The sequence below is a fragment of the Halobellus sp. genome (assembly GCF_042218505.1).
Classification (GTDB): Archaea; Halobacteriota; Halobacteria; order Halobacteriales; family Haloferacaceae; genus Haloquadratum.
In genome coordinates, this window is the sequence record NZ_JBDGQZ010000040.1 from 27,912 (window position 1) to 45,649 (window position 17,738).

General features: G+C 64.7%; 20 protein-coding genes and 1 pseudogene. 11 read left to right on the forward strand and 10 right to left on the reverse strand.

Annotated elements, in window-relative coordinates; all coding sequences use genetic code 11:
- Positions 1–15: 15 nt before the first annotated feature.
- Entirely contained in the window at positions 16–795 is a 780-nt protein-coding gene (locus ABEI27_RS10915) for a CehA/McbA family metallohydrolase (protein WP_375799436.1), read from the reverse strand.
- A gap of 71 nt (positions 796–866) precedes the next feature.
- Positions 867–1,931: an NAD(P)/FAD-dependent oxidoreductase gene (locus ABEI27_RS10920; protein ID WP_375799437.1), complete on the reverse strand. Its 1,065-nt coding sequence runs from the start codon at positions 1,929–1,931 to the stop codon at positions 867–869.
- A gap of 112 nt (positions 1,932–2,043) precedes the next feature.
- Here ABEI27_RS10920 and ABEI27_RS10925 point away from each other — a divergent pair, with 112 nt between their 5' ends.
- From ABEI27_RS10925 to msrB, 4 genes are all read left to right on the forward strand, one after another.
- Positions 2,044–2,718 (forward strand): HAD family hydrolase, encoded by a 675-nt coding sequence (locus tag ABEI27_RS10925; protein ID WP_375799438.1) that lies wholly within the window; start codon positions 2,044–2,046, stop codon positions 2,716–2,718.
- A gap of 38 nt (positions 2,719–2,756) precedes the next feature.
- Complete coding sequence (locus ABEI27_RS10930) at positions 2,757–3,461, forward strand: RAD55 family ATPase (protein WP_375799439.1); 705 nt, start codon at positions 2,757–2,759, stop codon at positions 3,459–3,461.
- Between the two features lie 2 nt (positions 3,462–3,463).
- A complete protein-coding gene (locus tag ABEI27_RS10935; protein WP_375799440.1) occupies positions 3,464–3,880 on the forward strand; it encodes a hypothetical protein in 417 nt (138 codons plus the stop codon).
- A 234-nt stretch (positions 3,881–4,114) separates the two neighbouring features.
- Positions 4,115–4,534, forward strand: a complete 420-nt coding sequence (gene msrB / locus ABEI27_RS10940) for a peptide-methionine (R)-S-oxide reductase MsrB (RefSeq protein WP_375799441.1) — start codon at positions 4,115–4,117, stop codon at positions 4,532–4,534.
- A 5-nt stretch (positions 4,535–4,539) separates the two neighbouring features.
- Here the strand turns inward: msrB and ABEI27_RS10945 are convergent, their stop codons facing one another.
- Positions 4,540–4,974 (reverse strand): universal stress protein, encoded by a 435-nt coding sequence (locus ABEI27_RS10945; protein ID WP_375799442.1) that lies wholly within the window; start codon positions 4,972–4,974, stop codon positions 4,540–4,542.
- A gap of 317 nt (positions 4,975–5,291) precedes the next feature.
- Here ABEI27_RS10945 and ABEI27_RS10950 point away from each other — a divergent pair, with 317 nt between their 5' ends.
- The gene (locus ABEI27_RS10950) at positions 5,292–6,881 is read left to right on the forward strand and encodes a spermidine synthase (protein WP_375799443.1); all 1,590 of its coding nucleotides are present in this window, start codon (positions 5,292–5,294) and stop codon (positions 6,879–6,881) included.
- A gap of 9 nt (positions 6,882–6,890) precedes the next feature.
- Here ABEI27_RS10950 and ABEI27_RS10955 read toward each other — a convergent pair whose 3' ends face one another.
- The 4 genes from ABEI27_RS10955 to ABEI27_RS10970 form a co-directional block, all read right to left on the reverse strand.
- The gene (locus tag ABEI27_RS10955; protein ID WP_375799444.1) at positions 6,891–7,643 is read right to left on the reverse strand and encodes a hypothetical protein; all 753 of its coding nucleotides are present in this window, start codon (positions 7,641–7,643) and stop codon (positions 6,891–6,893) included.
- Positions 7,644–7,859: 216 nt separating this feature from the next.
- The gene (locus ABEI27_RS10960; RefSeq protein WP_089766429.1) at positions 7,860–8,054 is read right to left on the reverse strand and encodes a cold-shock protein; all 195 of its coding nucleotides are present in this window, start codon (positions 8,052–8,054) and stop codon (positions 7,860–7,862) included.
- A 237-nt stretch (positions 8,055–8,291) separates the two neighbouring features.
- Positions 8,292–8,960: a hypothetical protein gene (locus ABEI27_RS10965; protein WP_375799445.1), complete on the reverse strand. Its 669-nt coding sequence runs from the start codon at positions 8,958–8,960 to the stop codon at positions 8,292–8,294.
- A gap of 129 nt (positions 8,961–9,089) precedes the next feature.
- Positions 9,090–11,039 carry an ATP-binding protein gene (locus ABEI27_RS10970; protein WP_375799446.1) on the reverse strand — a complete coding sequence of 650 codons (1,950 nt, stop codon included), beginning with the start codon at positions 11,037–11,039 and terminating at the stop codon, positions 9,090–9,092.
- A 241-nt stretch (positions 11,040–11,280) separates the two neighbouring features.
- Here ABEI27_RS10970 and ABEI27_RS10975 point away from each other — a divergent pair, with 241 nt between their 5' ends.
- The gene (locus ABEI27_RS10975; RefSeq protein WP_375799447.1) at positions 11,281–11,454 is read left to right on the forward strand and encodes a DUF5786 family protein; all 174 of its coding nucleotides are present in this window, start codon (positions 11,281–11,283) and stop codon (positions 11,452–11,454) included.
- Between the two features lie 36 nt (positions 11,455–11,490).
- Here ABEI27_RS10975 and deoC read toward each other — a convergent pair whose 3' ends face one another.
- A complete protein-coding gene (gene deoC, locus ABEI27_RS10980; RefSeq protein ID WP_375799448.1) occupies positions 11,491–12,129 on the reverse strand; it encodes a deoxyribose-phosphate aldolase in 639 nt (212 codons plus the stop codon).
- A 127-nt stretch (positions 12,130–12,256) separates the two neighbouring features.
- Between deoC and ABEI27_RS10985 the strand changes: the two genes are divergently transcribed.
- The 5 genes from ABEI27_RS10985 (at position 12,257) to ABEI27_RS11005 (ending at position 16,853) form a co-directional block, all read left to right on the forward strand.
- Positions 12,257–13,078 (forward strand): DUF63 family protein, encoded by an 822-nt coding sequence (locus tag ABEI27_RS10985; RefSeq protein ID WP_375799449.1) that lies wholly within the window; start codon positions 12,257–12,259, stop codon positions 13,076–13,078.
- A 90-nt stretch (positions 13,079–13,168) separates the two neighbouring features.
- Positions 13,169–14,032, forward strand: a complete 864-nt coding sequence (locus tag ABEI27_RS10990; protein WP_375799450.1) for a carbohydrate kinase family protein — start codon at positions 13,169–13,171, stop codon at positions 14,030–14,032.
- 63 nt (positions 14,033–14,095) lie between these two features.
- Positions 14,096–14,602: a hypothetical protein gene (locus ABEI27_RS10995; protein ID WP_375799451.1), complete on the forward strand. Its 507-nt coding sequence runs from the start codon at positions 14,096–14,098 to the stop codon at positions 14,600–14,602.
- Between the two features lie 37 nt (positions 14,603–14,639).
- Positions 14,640–15,368 (forward strand): nucleoside phosphorylase, encoded by a 729-nt coding sequence (locus ABEI27_RS11000; RefSeq protein WP_375799452.1) that lies wholly within the window; start codon positions 14,640–14,642, stop codon positions 15,366–15,368.
- Positions 15,369–15,371: 3 nt separating this feature from the next.
- Positions 15,372–16,853, forward strand: coding sequence for an HPP family protein (locus tag ABEI27_RS11005; RefSeq protein WP_375799453.1), 1,482 nt, complete (start codon positions 15,372–15,374; stop codon positions 16,851–16,853).
- A gap of 41 nt (positions 16,854–16,894) precedes the next feature.
- Here ABEI27_RS11005 and ABEI27_RS15020 read toward each other — a convergent pair.
- Positions 16,895–17,077 (reverse strand): annotated as a pseudogene (locus tag ABEI27_RS15020) (amino acid permease C-terminal domain-containing protein); the annotation flags it as partial.
- A 9-nt stretch (positions 17,078–17,086) separates the two neighbouring features.
- Positions 17,087–17,410, reverse strand: coding sequence for a hypothetical protein (locus tag ABEI27_RS11015; protein ID WP_375799454.1), 324 nt, complete (start codon positions 17,408–17,410; stop codon positions 17,087–17,089).
- Between the last annotated feature and the right edge of the window lie 328 nt (positions 17,411–17,738).

Consider the following 17,738-nt stretch of genomic DNA (forward strand, 5'->3'; position numbering starts at 1 on the left):
AGACCGTCCAGTCGATCAGCCAGACAGCGGCGAGAGGCGGTAGAGCATCCGCGCGGCACCGACAGCACCCGTTTTCGCCAGCGAACCGCCGCGGTACGCACCGTAGCGAGCGTAGAGGCCGCTCTTTCTGACGCCCGCTCCGGCGTAGTGACGGGCCGAGGTGGGGATCGGTGTCCGCTGGCCTTCGACTCGCGTCGCGCCGTGGCAAATTGCGTTCAGAACGACCTCTGTCGTCAGTTCGTCGCGGCCAACGCCGTCGATCTCGATCTCAGTGTACGCGCGGCCGACGTATCCGACCTTGTGCGCGTCGCTACCGGCGACACCAGGGTAGCCGTACGCATTCGCATACCGGCGGGCACGGCGGTTTTTCCACCCGGTGAACGCCCAAGAGTTGTACACTTCGATGGCGTCGGGTTCGACGCCGCGGAGTTGTCGTTTGCGGACGCCGTGGCGACTCCGCTGGAAGGGGTGCGGCACGATGGCGACGCCGCCGCGGTCGCGTACCCAGGCGGCGGTGTCCGCCATCGACTCGCGGTGTGGCGGCATCTCCCTGATCCCCAGCGCGAGCAGGTGACCGTCGGCAGTCGACACCTCGACGCCCGGAATCCCGACGAGTCCGTACTTCGGGGCTAACTTCGCGGCCCTGACTGACTCGTGGATGACGTCGTGATCTGTCACGGTGACGGCGTCCAGTCCGATCTCGGCGGCCTGCTCGAGAAGGAGTTCGACGGGGTCGTGGCCGTCGTAGGAGGCCTCGGAGTGGACGTGGGGGTCGAGTCTCACGGTCAGCGACACGAGAGTGGATTGGACTTGACTGTAGTAAAGCCTGTCTGCAACGGATCGGTACAGTACAGCCGCTTAACGACTCATTTTAGCGCTGTTCGCAGTCGCTCTCCCGCCTCGTATCCGTTCCAGAGTGCCGCCGGAACCCGGCCCTCGCCGACGACCCAGTCGCCAGCGACGTAGAGTCCGTCGTCCTCGGCTGCCCGGATCGGATCCGCGTCGGCAGCCCCGTCGGGCAGCGCGTACCGCCATCCCTGATCGTCGGCCCAGTCGGGGTCGCGATACCGGTCGTCGTCCAGGAGGGTCGCCACGCTGTCGCAGACCTCCGACTGGATCGTTTCGAGGCTCTCGTCGTACGTCTCCGCCGACCAGTCGGGGCTCATCTGAACGATCAGCAGGCTCTCGTCGTCGGGGACGTGTCCCGGCTTGCACTCCTCGCGGGACAGCCAGCCGATTGCGTGTTCGTAATCGGGGTTGACCAGCCCGTACCAGGGGTACGATTCGCGGAAGGGATAGTGCAGTACGACCGTCCTGATCGTCCGGTAAGAGACTGCATCGACCGCGTCGAGCAGCGCCGAGCGCCGCTCGTCGTCCCAGTCGGTCGCACGCAGGAGGTCGGCCGTCTGCGGTGCCGGCGGCGTCACGAGGAGCGCGTCGAAGGGGCCGTAGTCTTCTCCATCGGTGTCGGTGAGGGTCCACGTCTCGCCCGCGTCGATAGATTCGATTCGGGTCCGACCGTGGAGCGTCGCGTCGGCGTGATTGAGCAGTCGCTTGGCGAGTTGGGTGATCCCCTCCGACCAGGTGCGCTTCGTCGAGTCCCGGCCGTCACCGGGCGTGATCTCGCCCGCCCCGTCGAACGTCCAGACCGGTTCGTCGATCTCGACGAGGCCGTCGGTCCCGAGTTCCGCCAGGAGCGACGTCGTCCGCTCGTCGACCTCTTTCACGTAGTTCGCCCCGTGGTCATAGTAGCAGCCGTCCCGTCGCCGGGTCGCTGCGCGCCCACAGACGCCGCCGCTCTTTTCGAGGATCGTCACGTCGACGTCGGCGTCGCGGAGCGCGTACGCCGCCGCGGCACCGGCCGCACCGGCCCCAACGACGCCGAGGCTCGGCGTGGAGTCACTGTCGGTCGCTGAATCCGTATCGCTCACATACATCTATTCGTCGGGGCGGATTTCAGCGTTCGGGCCGACTGGCCGCGATCGAATTCTCCGAAAATCACGGGTCCGTGAATACTTGATCGAACATCCCTGACAACGGCCTATGGCATACGACGCGGTGCTATTCGACAACGACGGCGTCCTCGTGAAACGGTCGCCACTGGAACTGCTGAGTGAGGCCGCGGCCGACGCGTTTGCCGCCCTCGGGGTCGAGGATCCGGCGGACGAAGCCATCGAAACGGTCTCTTATGTGGTGACGCCGGATCGACTCGCAGGGGTCTGCTCGACCTACGGCGTCGACAGCCACGAGTTCTGGACGGCCCGAGACCGGGTCGCGAGCGATGCACAGGTCGCGTCGATGCGGCGGGGCGGGAAACCGTGGTACGACGACGTCGACGCGCTCGAGTCACTCAGCGGCCCGCTGGGGATCGTGAGCACGAATCAACAGGCCACGATCGACGCGATTCTCCGGCACTACGACCTCGAACCGCTGTTCGAGACGGCGTACGGCAGGGAGCCGACGGTAGAGAGCCTCCGCCGGAAGAAGCCAGCACCACATTACCTCGAACGTGCGCTGTCGGACCTGGGAGCCGACTCGGCGCTGTTCGTCGGCGACAGCGAACCCGACCTCCTCGCGGCTTCACGGGCGGGCGTCGATTCAGCGCTCGTTCGCCGACCGCACGTCACGAGCGCGACTCTCGACGCGACACCGACGTACGAACTCGACTCGCTCTGGGATCTCCACGAACTTCCTGGCGTTACGCTCAGTGAAAATTAGCCCGGAACCGTTATGAGGTGTCTCGGACGACCGGGAGTATGCGGATTCCGAGCGGGGTAAGTGGCTTCGACCACCTGATACAGGGGGGGTTTCTCCCGGGACGACTGTACGTCCTCTCGGGGCCGCCCGGGAGCGGCAAGACCACGTTCACGGCGCAGTTTATCGCGGAGGGACTCAGGAACGGCGAGGACTGCCTGTACGTCACGATGCACGAATCCCGTGACGAGCTGATCGACGATATGTCGAACTACGACTTCGGATTCGAGACGCTGACGGGGTCAGAGCAGTTCCGGTTCGTGAATCTCGCCGGTCAGCAGGGACAGCGGCTCCTGAACCAGTCTTCCGGCGGCGGGATGGCCTCCAGCGTTCAGGGGTTGACCGACAAACTCGTCGGCTTCGTTAACTCGCGCGACATCGACCGTCTCGTCATCGACTCGACGATGCTCCTGGAACTCTTCTTCGCCGATGGCGACGAGAAGATGACGCGGTTTCTGACGGCGTTGAAGAGTTCGGACGCGACGACGCTACTCATCTCGGAGATGACTGACCCCAGCGCGTACGCTGACGAGCACTTTCTCGCCCACGGGGTGGTGTTCTTCCACAACTACCTCGAGGCGACCGGAATGACGCGCGGAATCCAGGTCGTCAAGATGCGTGGCACCGACATCGACTGTGACATCCGCTCGCTTCGGTTCGAGGACGAAAGCCTCGTCGTCGATCCGACGAGTCGCGTCGACTTCTGACGATGTACGAGCGCGCTTTCGACGTGGACTGGGCGTCGCTGTCGGGCGAGGAGGCTCTCCGTCGGATGTACTCGCTCGGCGTCGCGACGGAACTGGGACACGAACGACCTGAGGAACGGGCCCGGATCCAGAAACTCGCTTCGAGCGCCTACGAGCGGAGCGTCCTCGACCTCGCCTTCGAGGAGGGACGACGAAAAGTCAAAGACATCAGATCGCCTCACGACACCGACGAGGAGACGTGGACGGAACTCGTCGAGTCCGTGGACGATCCGTCGCCCTCGCGGGAGTCACTGACCGTCGACTCGATACCCGAGGACGTCCCCGACGCCGTAGACCGACCACCGTTGCTCGGCGGCTTCAGTGCCGAGGACCTCGGTCGCCTCCGCCTCCCGTCGCTTCTCGAACGAAGCGAGGAGTGACCGGCTGAGGAGTCGCAGGTCGGCCGCCGATGCCGACACCCTGTGTTAGCGAACAGGCGGCACTCGCATTGGACCCGCGCCGACGTGCCGCACACTCGCAACCCGGCGCGGGGTGATCGTCACCGCACACGCCGACTGGCCGCGGGATGTAATATAAATCTCCGCAGCGGACGGTGGCGGTCCGGTTCCGTCTGCCGGGGCGAGACTCTTGTCTTTCCAGTCCCAAGATGTGCTATGGCACACGAGCCCACCACTGAAGACGAAGCGGAACTGCCGGATTCCGAAGAGGGATGGCGCGAGCGCCTTACTGACGAGGAGTACGAGATCCTGCGCCAGCGGGGCACCGAGCCGAAGTTCAGCGGCGACTATCTGGATCAGAAGGACGACGGCAGCTACCGATGTGCGGGCTGTGATGCAGAGCTGTTCGACAGCGAGACCAAGTACGACTCCGGGTCCGGGTGGCCCGCGTTCTTCGACGCCGCCGAGGGTGCAGTCGAAACGGAGACGGACACCCGTCACGGGATGCGTCGCGTGGAAGTCCTGTGTGGAAACTGCGGCGGCCACCTCGGACACGTCTTTGAGGACGGCCCGGAACCGACGGGGAAGCGCTACTGCATCAACTCCGCCGCCCTGAACTTCGACCCCGAGGAGTGACCACTCTACCGCTCGGCGGCGAGGTTGGTGGTCAACACCGGCACGTTCGCGCGGGCGACCACTTTCTGTGAGACGCTCCCCATCATATTCTTCGTGTAGTCGCCCTGCCGAGTCCCCATCGTGATCAGATCAGCGTCTGTCTCCTCGCTGTAGTTCAGGATTTCCTCAGCGGGATTGCCCTCGCGGATCTCGGCTGTGACGTCGATGCCGGCCTCCCTGAGTCGCGTGGAGGCGCGGTCGGTGGCCGCCTCACCCTCGCCTTCGAGTTCGGAAACGACCTCGCTCTTCATATCGTCTTGCAACGTCAGGAAGGCCCGGTCGTCGATGACGTAGAGAACGTGTACCTCGGCGTCCCGTTGGACGGCGATGTCGGCAGCGGTTTCGACGACCGCGTCCATCGACTCGGTGCCGTCCGTCGGTAGCAGGATTCGCTCGAACATATGGCTCTGTCGGGGGTTTCGTCTGCGGGACCCTATATCCTCCTTTCTTCGGTCGCCGGGCGGGATCTTATTGCGGCTTTAACAGGCCCCGGTCTCGACGGCGCCACGTGCGTCCACTGCCTCGGCTGCCGACCGTCAGCAGAATCTCGGCGGTGTCCCGAATAGGTTTCAGCGTCGCGCGGTGTTCGTCGTTCGGAAGCGTCTTGATCACTTCGGTCAGTTCCGGACCGACGGTCGGGCGGATATGCGTTCCACCCGGTCAGCAGGAGGCGGTCCAGGCGGCCGAGTCGTTGAAGAGTGCGGGGGACGCATCGTCAATGATGAGTCAGCGGGCCCTTCCAGACCGCCTCCCGACCCGACCGGAGACCGCGGTGTTCGTCTCGGGTGTGACCAGTATGGGCCTCGAGATTCTCGCCGGGCGGATTCTCGCCCCGGAGTTCGGCAACAGTATCTACACCTGGGGCGGTATCATCGGCGTCTTCCTCGCCGCACTCAGCCTCGGATACCACCGCGGCGGCCGGCGGGCGTCGGCCAACGCCTCTCACAGCCGCCTGGTCTGGGTCTTCCTGGCGACTGCGCTCTACGTCGCCGGCGTGGTCCTCTTCGGGGATGTGGTGGTCCAGGCGACTGGCCTGTTCCCGGTCCCCAGCGAGTTCGCCTCGCTGCCCGCGATCACCCTGCTATTCGGGCCACCGACGTATCTCCTGGGCTACGTGAGTCCGTACGCCGCGGAACTCGCCGGCGGCGAGGTGGGTGCAACGGCGGGGCACGTCTACGCAATCGGGACGGTGGGCAGCATCGTCGGGGCGTTTGCGACCACCTACGTCCTCGTGCCGACGCTGTCGGTCCCGCAGATCGGCCTGGTCCTAGGGCTCTCTGCAGTCGCGGCGGCCGCGGCCGTTGCCGCGCCGGATCTGGTGGGTTCCACGGGCCTCCGGGTTGGCGGCGTCGCACTCGTCCTCGTCGTCGCAGTTGCGGTCGGCGGCGTCGGACCGGCAGTCGCCGGCGATTCCGTCTACAGTACGCAGACGGCCTATCAGGAACTCCGCGTCGTCGACCGTGGCGACACCCGAACGATGTACCTCGACGGACAGCCTCACAGCGCGATGGATGTCGGGGATCCGACCAGACACGTCTTCGATTACACCCGGTACTTCCACGCGCCGCTGTTGCTCACCGAGGACGTCGATCGAGTGCTGTTCGTCGGCGGCGGTGGCTTCACCGGCCCACGAATCTTCCACGAAATGTATCCGAACCTCACCATCGACGTGGTCGAGATCGATCCCGCCGTCGTCGACGCCGCCGATCAGTACTTCGGCATTCCGGCGTCCGAGCGGATGAACGTCCACGTCGACGGCGGCAGACGGTTCCTCGAATCCACGAACCGCACCTACGATCTGATCGTACTCGACGCCTATCGGAAAGACTCGGTCCCGTTCCAACTGACCACAGTCGAGTTTATGCGCCTCGCATCTGACCGCCTCGACGACGACGGCGTTTTGCTTGCGAACCTGATTGCCGCGCCGAGCGGTCCCGCAGCGGAGTTTTATCGCGCGGAATACAAGACGATGGAACAGGTGTTCCCGCGCGTCTATAGTTTCCCCACCGCTGGGGGGCCGGTCGTGCAGAATATCGAGATCGTCGCGACAAAGCGCTCGACGCTCGTGACCGAATCGGAGTTGCAGGCGCGGAACGAGCGACGGAATATCGGCATCGACCTCTCCGCAGAACTGTCGTCGTACCGCCGTGACGAACCGACTCAGGACGTACCCGTGTTGACCGACGACCGCGCGCCGGTGGATAGTCTCCTCGATACGACCGTCGGGCAGCGGTACGTTCGCATCAGAGCGAACGAGTCGGCGGACCAGCGGGCGAACGACACCGTAACGCCGGCCGTCGAAGGCTGACTCCCCGGTTCAGATTCCGACGCCCCAGCGCAGGTACACCATCACGGCGATGATGCTCAGTTGAAACACGCCCTCGACACCGCTGAGTTTCGCGTTTCGCATCCCGATCCGCCCGATGAGGTCGGTGTCGGGCTGGTCGGAGGTCATTTCGAGGTACATCCGCGCCTCGCCGGGCAAGAGAACCCCGAAGCCGAGGACGGTGAGGATGCTGACGATGCCGAGTGAGGCCAGAATCGCCGGGCCGGGCATCCCCAGCGATCCGAGGTTCGCCAGAAGCGATGCAGCGCCGCCGCCGACGATGACGGCGAAGAGCGCGATCCACCGCCGGTCGGTGAAGGCATCGAACTGGAAGGCGACCGCCACGAGCGAAGCGCCCATCGCCACGATTGCGAACAGGCCACCCCACGCCGCCAACCCCGGCAGATATCCCATCCGACTCGACAGAACCATCCCGCCGATGATCGTCGTGGACGCCAGTGTCGGCATCAGGAACGTCATCTTCGGGGTGAACCGCTGGAACACTGCGGCGCGCTGATCCACGTCGAGGCCGCCGAGGACGGGCCCGACTACCATCGCCATAAACAGGTCGATGCCGGTCCAGAGGATTCCGGACATCACGTGGACGTATGTCAACTGCTGGGTAGTGCCGAAGACAGTCGCCACGAGGAGCAGTCCGAGCGGGACGAACACCGCCCCGACGCCGAAGGCGGGGTTCGCTCGGGTGGCCATTCCGCGGATCGTGCGAGTGGTACTAACGCTCACGGGGAATGTGTACGATTGCGTCGGAAAGAACGTACTGGAAGTGACAACATTCCACGTAGTCGTTACTCGGTGGCGAACTGCGGGTCGACGATGCACCGACGCGGTGCTGTCGCTCGAAAGTGTAGGTGTCGAAGAATCGCGGATCGTGCGTCGCGCGCTGATCAGTTCGCCGGGATCGCGGCCAAGCGAACACAGACGGCGACGGCTTGAACCGGATTAGACGCGGACGACGTTCGTCGCGCGGGGGCCCTTGGGGGCCTGTTCGATCTCGAATTCGAGTTCCGTTCCCTCGGTGAGATCCTCGCCACCGACGTCTTCCATATGGAAGAACACGTCCTCGTCAGCGTCCTCTGTCTCAATAAAGCCGTAACCGCCCGTGTCGTTGAAGAAGTCAACCGTACCGTTTGCCATTGCCTCTGTACGGATGCCGAGTATGTATTTAAACCTTCTGTATCCGTTTTCAAAATCAGCGACCAAAGAGAACGGATATCCGATTGAAAGCCATTTCAGTCAACACATTCGAACCCCGTCGGTTCTCACGCGGAGAGTACAACGATACTGTGCGGATCGCCGAGTCCCCTCGAAAACGCACAGTTCAGTGCAGTCGACCGGCGGGCGAACCCCCCGCAACTCCGAGCCGTCCGCCGGTCAGAACCCACGAGGGAACCGTTCGGTGGTATCTGCGCGGAAGGCCGCTTCCTCGAACAAGTAGTCGGCCTCGAAGCAGTCCAGAATCGTCTCGGCGTCTCGCTCGGCGTTCTTCAGCCTCGTGGACGCGCCGGGGGGCGTGATATTGAAGCTGCTGTCGTCTCCGACAATCTTGGCCTCGCCCATATCCAGAGACCCCGTCCTCGTTTCGACGATCTGTGGCCAGATGCCCCCGTATCCCTTCGCCCGCTGGATGTCGTCGAGTTCGACGTCAGGGACGACTTTCTGGACGTGCCGAAGGAACTGCCGCCTCCCGATTTCGGGGACGTCGTAGCAGAGCTTCCGCACCACGTGCGGGAGAAGGATCCGGTCGACAAGGATGTTCGCGTAACTCAACATCGAGTCCGGATCGTGGTTTTCGAGGGAGCCCGCGAGCATCTCCGCGCCGGTCTTGACGCTCTCGGCTTTCTCGAGGGTGTCGTTGGTCTCGATGTCGCCGAAGTGCAGTGTCTGTGAGTCGCTGGTGTGGTGGGAGTTGATCGCCGCGAGCTCCGGGTCCCTCTCGAGTAGCGCGATGGACTCGATGTCGGTGAACGTAGCCGCCGTGTAAAGGAGCGAGGCACCGCTGAAGTCGCCACCGACGATGACGAGGTCGTATTTCCCAGACATAGTCGGGTACCCGTGGGGCAATCACCTCGGCCACGACGCTCCAACGGCATCCCTCTACATTTTTCGCCCGGAGCGTAGACAATCGGCGAGGTCTCGCTTCGACGGAGATCTGATGGGCGGCGACGATACTCACGTCGTCACGAAAACGAACCGAGCGCCCCCGTCGCTTCCCGCTTCGGCACGCACCGTCCAGCCGTGTGCGTCCGCGATTTCCTCGACAATCGAGAGTCCGAGTCCGGTTCCGCCCGCATCGTTTGAGTACCCGTGGTCGAATATCGACGACCGTTGTTCCTGTGGGATCCCCACGCCATCGTCCTCGACGGCGAAGCCCCGCTCCGTCCGTTCGACAGTGACTGTGATTGCCACGGGAGACTCCCCGTCATCTTCCCCTGCGCGGAGGAAGTCGGCCGCCGCTGCGTCGCGGTCTGGACCCTCCGGAATCCCGTGTTCGACGGCGTTCGCGAAGAGATTCTCGAACAGTTGCTGGAGGCGGCCGGGATCGGCCTCGATCTGTCCCGTCGCCTCGATCCGGAGTGCGGCGTTCGGCGTCGTGGCTTGCTCCCACGCGCGGCGGGCGATCCGATCGAGTGCCACCGGCGTGGCCTCGTCGATGTGTTCTCCCTCGCGCGCGAGCGCGAGCAGGTCTTCGATCAGCCCCTCCATCCGGTCGTGTGCGCGCTCGACGCGCTCGAACGCGTCCTCGTCGCCCTCGCGAGCCAGTTCCAGGTATCCATCGGCGACCCCGAGGGGGTTCCGGAGGTCGTGGCTGACGACGCTCGCGAACGTCTCCAGTCGGTCGTTCTGCCTTTCGAGACGGCGCTGGCGCTCTGCACGTTCCATTGCAACCTCCACGTTGGAGGCCAGGATCTTTCCGAGAGACTGCTGGGACTCGTCGAGGCCGTCTGTGATGCGCGACCCGAGGAGGAGCACGCCGAACCGGCCGATCGGCACCACGAGTTCGCTAGCGACCACTGAGGTGTCGTCGTCTACGCCCTCGGCAGCCGAACGGTCCGGCACGTATCGCGGGGTTCCCGACTCGAACACCGCCCGAGCGATGGCCGTTCCGTGGTGACTCGTCGATGGATCAACGTGAGGCTCTTTTTCGGGGTCCTGCGGCTCCACCGGACGCAACTCGTTCTCGTCGGCGTCGTGGCTGAACACCGTAACGAAGTCCACGTCGAGGAGATCGTGCGCAGCGTCGACCGTCGCTTCGGCCACCGCGTCGACCGACCCGATCGTCACCAATTCGCGGGTAGCCTCGTGCAGGGACCGCAACCGGGACTCGTAGCGATATTCGGACGTGATATCGGTGTAGACCGCATAGCCATCAGTGTCGGCGTCGGCCGCATCCAGCGGGATCGCCTGGAGGCGGAACACGCGGATCTCGCCGTCAGCCGTCTGCCGGAAGATTTCCTCGCGACCGAACATCTCACCGCTCATCGCGCGGTCGTGGTTCCGTTCGAAGTCGTCGTCGCCCGGGGGGACGATCAACTCGTCGAGTTGGTTCCCCTCGGCCGCGGCGACCGAGTAGCCGAAGCTCTCGCGAAATCCCGGATTGACGTCTCGCACGACCGCTTCGCCGTCGACGTACTCCACCTCGGCGATCGCATCGGACGTACTCTCGAAGAGCGCCGAGAGTTTGTCGTGTTCGGCTGTCAGTTGCGCCTGCCGTTGTCTGCGCTGGTCGTCGTAGATCCCGACTCCCAGGCCCGCGACTGTCCCCATCGAGACGATGTGACTGAAGATGAGCGCCGGTTCCACCTCCCCCTGCATAATCTGAAAGAGATAGACCCACAGCGAGACCGAAAACAGCGAGAGGGCACCCAGGAGTCCCCAGATGGAGACCCTGGAGACGAACTCGCCACGGAACTCAGAGCGGCGAACGAGTAGGATCCCCGCGCCGGCGATGCACAGATTGAGCGCGATCGGCAGCGCGTTCTCCACGACTGTCAGAATCAGCGGCTCCGCCTGGGCGACGGCGTCTTCGTAAATATGAACCAGCGTGACGGAAGTGAGCAGCAACCCAAACAATGAGAGGCTTCCACCGGCGAGGATCTGTCGCCGTCGCGTTATCTCCATTGAAATCGATTTACATCAATAGGGTGGAAAAAACCTTGGATTATTGGCATCACGACCGGTCGGAGCGAGGATGGCTGCCGTAACTGGCGAGGGCGAGACGGAGAGGCATCCTCAACCCCGTCCGGCACGGTTCGACGGGCGGACTGCCGTTCAGCAAATTCGCCGCTCGTGTCGGGTGCCAGCAGATGCCGTTCGACGCTCGCTTCGGATGGTTCTTCCGTGCCCGTCCTGACAGACGGGTATGGGATTCGGAAGTTACGACGAGTCCGAGCAGGAGGACGCGACCACAGATACCGACGACGACGGCGAAGCCGTCAACGTTCACGAACACGATCACGACGGCGACGTGAACGTCGAGTCCGACGTCGATACCGACGCGCTCGTCGATCGACTCGGCGAAATACGCGAGGAATAGGGGACGCCGCCAGGTGGCCCAGGGCTAACAGAGCGGTTACGCCTCGGGGAACCTTCTGACGATTTCGACGCCCGAGGACGCGCCGATCCGATCGGCACCGGCGTCCAGCATCGCCTTCGCCTTCTCGTAGGAACCGATGCCGCCACTGGCTTTCACCGGGAGATACTCCGCCATCAGCTCGACGTCTTCCACGGTCGCACCGCCGTCGGCGAACCCTGTCGAGGTCTTCACGAAGTCCGCGCCAGCCTCCTTGGCGGCTTCGCACGCGCGGTGCTTTTCAGAATCAGTCAGTAGGGCAGTCTCGATGATCACTTTCACTGGGATGGGAACGGCGGCGACCACCTCGGCGATGTCGGCGATCACGGTCTCGTCGTCACCGGTTTTCAATCGCCCCACGTTGAGCACCATATCCACTTCGTCGGCACCGACCTGCCAGGCGTCGACTGCCTCCCCGTGTTTCGCGGCCGTCGTTTGCTGTCCGTGCGGGAACCCGATCACAGTCGCGAGCGTGACGTCGGGTGCGTGCTCCACCGCCTCTTTGACGTAACACGGGGGGATGCACGCGTTCATTCCGTGCGCTTTGGCCTCCTCGAGTACCCGTTCGACGTCTGCAGGCGTCGTCTCCGGACCCAGAACAGTATGGTCGATGCGGGCTGCGAACTCGGATCTATCCATATGAGATATTTTCGTTGCGGCGCGAAAAAAGCTACAGGTCGGGGGACGGGGTGGAGACAGCCCTGGATCAGTTCGTTCGTGGCACCCGCTCCGACACCGTTTTGAACGCGGGTAGGGAGTCGGAACTATGGCGATACTTCCGGCGGGCTTCACGCTGCCGCCGCTGCCGTATCTTGCGGTGCTGACCGTAACCGGTGCCCTCGTCGCCCGCGCCGCAATGCGTCGTCGTCCGACCGTCACGGCGAACCGCGTGCTCGCGCTCGCGCCGTGGATGGTCCTTGGCTCGGCCCTGCACGTCCTCTACGTTGCAGGTGCGCTCCCTGACCTGCTCCGCCCCCTGGCGGGCACACCGGCGGTGTACGTCAGCGTCGCCATCGTGGCTCTCGCGACGTGGCTCGCAGTCGGTGTGCGGTCAAGTGACGAGACGGTCTCCCGGACGCTCGCGTTTGTCGGGACGCTCGCTGCGGCGTTCGCAGTCGTCGCCGTCCTCGTCGCTGGCGCGTCGAGCGGGACGCTCTCACCGCTGCTGCCGGCCGCTGGGGTCGTCGCCGCGGGTATCATCGCTACGGTCGTCTGGGCGATTCTCATATGGGCCGTTCCCGACGTACAAGCCGCCGGACGGCTCGGCGCGTTCGCACTGTTCGCGCACGTCCTCGACGGGGTCTCGACCGCTGTCGGCGTCGACCTGCTCGGATTCGGCGAACGGACACCCCTCTCGCGGGTCATCATCGAGTTTGCCGCCGGTCTCCCGACCGCGTCGCTAGTCGGGTCGGGGTGGCTGTTCATTTTGGTGAAAATCGGCGTGGCCACGCTCGTGGTGTGGCTCTTCGCAGATCTGTACGAGGAGGCCCCCACACAGGCGCAGCTCTTTCTCGGGTTCGTCGCCGCAGTCGGGCTGGGCCCCGCAATTCACAATGTACTGCTGTTCACGATCTCCGCGCCTGCGTGATTCGTCAGCGAAGATGGCGGGACAGACCGCTCGACAACGCGAACCCGCGCGGCCGAGTGCTTTTGTGACACGGGGCCATTGGGGCCAAAAATGGCCCGAGTCGTCTGTGCCGGACACCTGAACTGGGACGTGACGCTCCGCGTGCCGACGCTGCCGGACCCGGACGGGGAGGTGAGCATCGACAATCGTCGGAGCGGTGGCGGCGGGAGCGCCGCAAACGTCGCAAACGGCCTCTCAGATCTCGACATCGTCGCGGTGCTCCTCGGGAGCGTCGGTGCCGACGAGAAGGGACAGACTGCCCGCGAGGAACTAGCCGACAATGGCGTCGATGTGAGACACGTTGTCGAGTCCGAGTCGCACGAGACCACGACGAAGTACATCGTCGTCGAACGATCCGGCGAGGTGATGGTGCTCGGTTGCCCGGGAGCGAACGAGGCGTTCGAGGCGAGCGACCTCCCCGCTTCGGAACTAGCCCACGCCGACCATCTCCATATGACGAGCCAGCGTCCGGAAACGGCCACACGCCTCGCCGAGCGCGCCCGGAAACACGACGTCCCGGTGAGTTTCGATCCGGGACGCCGGATCGATGATCGAGGGTACGGGCCGGCGGTCACCGCAGTCGAGTACCTCTTTCTGAACGACCGCGAGGCCGCGCTGGCGCTTGACGCGTTCGACCTGAGCGATCAGACGCTCGTACTCAAACACGGCCCGGAGGGCGCAGAAGTCCGCCGGGACGGCGAGCGCATCGCCCACCCGGGGTATCCGATCGACGCGGTCGATACCACCGGCGCGGGCGACGCCTTCGCTGCAGGGTTCATCGCTGCGATAGTCGACGGCGCAGACGACCAGCGAGCCCTCGCGGTTGCGAACGCCTGCGGCGCGCTAGCGTCGAAGTCGCCGGGGGCGCGGACCACGCTCACCTGGGAGACGGTTCGCGCGTTCATCGGGGAGTGACCCCTTGAGACCACCGCGAAACGGGGGAGTTTTATCGCCGGAACGGATATGTGTAGAACCGTGATGGATTTACTGGGTCCCGTAGTTGTAGCGACGACCGGTGAAGCCGGGATCTTCGTCGTCCTCTGTGCGGTCTGCGGCTTACTCGGCGCGCTCGTGATGGACGTTCCGATGGCCAGACAAGAGGACGGATTCACCCCGGCGTACGTCGCGACGAGCGTGCTCTCTCGCTCGTCGCCGGGCGAGGTCGCCTTCGGCGCGGCGTTCGCGCTCCACCACCTCACGGGCATCCTCGCCGGCCTCCTGTACGCGGTCCTATACCTGTTTGTCGCCGCCGGCGCCCCCAACGTCGCGGTGTTCGGCGGGATCGGCCTCTTTCCCCACATCGTCGCGACGACGCTGGTCGCCGGAGTCGTCTATGCGTTCTTCGCACACCTGGTCTTCCCCCGGGCCGGTGGTTGGATCTACGAGGAGCGTGCGACGGCCGTCAGCGGCCGGTGGCTCCGCTCGACTGCCGTCTTCGGCTCCGTGCTGGGCATCGTCGTCCCGGCAGCGACGACGCTCCTGTGACCGGGTCGTTTTTCACCGTCTCGCGCCAGGTGCCGGTATGGCCAAGCAGCCCCACCTCCTCGTCGAAGAAGGCGAGGTTCACGAGACGGCGCTCATTCCCGGTGACCCGGGCCGCGTCGATCGAATCGCCGCCCACTGTCAGGACGCCGAGACCGTCGCCGAAAACCGCGAGTACAAGATCGTTAACGCGACGTACGAGGGCGTCCCGCTGACGATCTGTTCGACCGGAATCGGCTGCCCGTCGGCCGCCATCGCCGTCGAAGAACTCGCCGCCGTCGGCGTCGAGACCCTGATCCGGGTCGGCACGACCGGCGCGCTCCAGCGCGGAATCGACATCGGTGATATGGTCGTTGCGACCGCTGCGGCGAAGGAGGAAGGCACCTCGAAACGCTACGAGGACAGCGTGATCCCGGCCGTTCCCGATTACGACGTCCTGACGGCGCTTGTGGACTCCGCAGAGCGAAACGGTGAGGACGTCCACGTCGGGCCGATCGTCTCCGACGACGCGTACTACAACGAGAGCGAGGCGTACGTCGAGAAGTGGGAGGCTGCGAACCTCCTTGCCGTCGAGATGGAGGCCGCGGCTGTGTTCTCGATCACGCGTCGGAAAGGCCTGGCCGCCGGCGCAATCTGCACGGTCGACGGCAACCTCGTCGAGGGGACACAGAAGGGCGCGGACTCGGAGTCAGAACTCCCAGAAAAAGCGAAGAACAACGTCGAACGGGCGATTAAACTCACCTTGGACGCCGTCGTAAATTTCGCGTAAGCGATGCGCGGACAGCGGCTTCTCGATGCAGCGCTCGAACGGATCACTGCGGTGAGGAGCCGCGCCAGACGGATCGAACGGCGCGAACTCTGGGAGTTCCAGCGCTGGCTCCAGAACACCGACAATCTGCTACATCTCTCGATTGTCCTGGTCGTCCCGGTCGTCATCGGATTCGTCACCTACCTCTCGAATCAGATCCAGACGTTGTCGTTCCTGCTCTTCCCGCCGCTTGCGTCGGGGACGTACACGCTCTTTTCGGACCCTGACGGCCGACACGCCGACCCCGTCCGGTTCGTCGCCAGCCTGAGTCTCGGCGCAGTCTGCGGACTGATCTCGTACACGACGACAGCCTGGGTATACGGTGGCGTCGGTTCCGCGCTCGTCCACCCGGAGAGCGCGGCGCTAGCCATCTTTCTCACCGGCCTCGTCACCTGGGCGGGCCACATCGAAGCGCCGTCAGCGTTCTCGACGGCGTTACTCGCGCTGGTCACCGGCGACGTCGACCCAGTGACCTACGTCGTCAGCGTGTTCCTCGCTGCCGTGTTCGTCGCCGGCGCGTTCGTGCTCTGGCGCGAGACGTTGTATGAGAAGCGGGCGGAGTATCTCTACGAGACGGTCCAGGGTGACGACCACGTTCTAGTCCCGATGCGTGGGGAGACCGCAAAGCGGACCGCGCTCTTCGGTGCTCGACTCGCGGCGGCACACGAGGCTGGGAAGGTGGTCCTCCTCGAGGTGGTATCCGATAGCGACGCGGCGTCGGTCGACGGTCGGGGGTCGACGGTTGATGAGACACAGAGCATACACGAGGTAGCCCCGTTCGACGACGAGGAGGCGGCTGCTGCACCGAAGGTGGCGAGTAAGACGCGAGAGGCGGTCGAACGACTCGAACGATGCGCGTCGCACATCCACACGCGCATCGGCGTTCCCTGCGAGGTGATCGTCGTGGCCGGCGACCCGGTCCAGGCGACGATCGAGGCCGGCCAGAACGCCAACTGCGACCTCGTCGTGACGCCGTACGAGGAGGACCGGGGAACGCTCTCGCCGTACGTCCGGGGCATCTTCACCAGCCAGTTCGACACGGTGGCGTTCCGATCCGTCCGGGACAGAGACCGGTGGTCCCGGGTGCTAGTGCTCGTGGCTCGCCCCGGTGACGTCGCGCACGGAATGATCGACTTCGCGGCCCGGTTAACTGGCAACCGCGGCACGGTGAGCGTCGCCACCTGCATCGGGAGCGAGGTCGAGCGTCGCCAGGCAGAGACGCATCTCGATCATCTTGTCGAGACCGTCGAAGGCAACGTCGAAACGCGCGTCTCGCGATCGCCCGTCCAGGACTTCATCACCGCCAACGCCGACGACTACGACCTGCTCGTTCTCGGCTCCAGCGGTGAGCGCTCGCCGGCATCGCGGTTCGTCTCGCCGCCGACGTTCCAGCGAGTACAGGACCTCGAGTGCGACGTGGCGGTCTTCGACCGCGGCCACCTCTGAGTACGTCGGTCCGACACCGCTGGGTACTCCATCACGAGGAACCACAGCACGACGCCGACGACAACGGCGACACCCGAGAGCGCGAGACTAAGCGATTCCAGACTTCCGACCAGCGCCACGTTCGAGGCAATCATCACCAGCGGCACCCACGGTACCAGGGGGACACGGACCCTTCGCTCACAATCGGGATGGACCCGGCGCGACTGAATCAGCGCAACGTTCACGAACAGGAGTCAGCCGAGCAGCATCGCGTCGCCGAAGTGTGTCGCGCTCGTCACGAGCGAATCGGCGAACACCTCCGGCTGGAAGGCACGGAGTCCGCCGAACGGGAACAGCCCGACGAGCGTCATCTTCAGCGCGGTCACGACGACCTGAGACGTGCCTGTCTCCTCGGCTCCGGCGAGATTCACCACCACGAGGAGACCCAGCACGACCGCACTGGGAAGCCAGAACGAGAGCGCCCGTGGGAGCGCAATCGATGGCCAGAGGAACCGCGCGAACCAGTCGGTGAAACTCAGGAGGTAGAACGCCGCGCTCGTGGGGTAGCCGAGGCTCATCAGCCAACGACGAGATACGACAGATCGGAGTCGACACCTCGGCGACGGAGGCGTACCCGCGGCCGTCGACCGTATAGATCGTTGCGAACTCGGCGTACGTCAGCGTCGTGAGCGACGCCACGACGGCCGAAAGGACGAATGAGACCGTCGCGGCAGCGCCGACCTTCACAACCGCGAGCCCCGAGAGAATGAAGACCCCGCCGGCGGTCATCGTGCCGACGCTGGTCGACGTGGCTCCCAGCAGGCCAACGTCCCACCGAAGATTGGACTCAGCGCCATCACGTGCCACAGGCACAACCACCCACTCTGACCGTTTCAGCCCCCGACG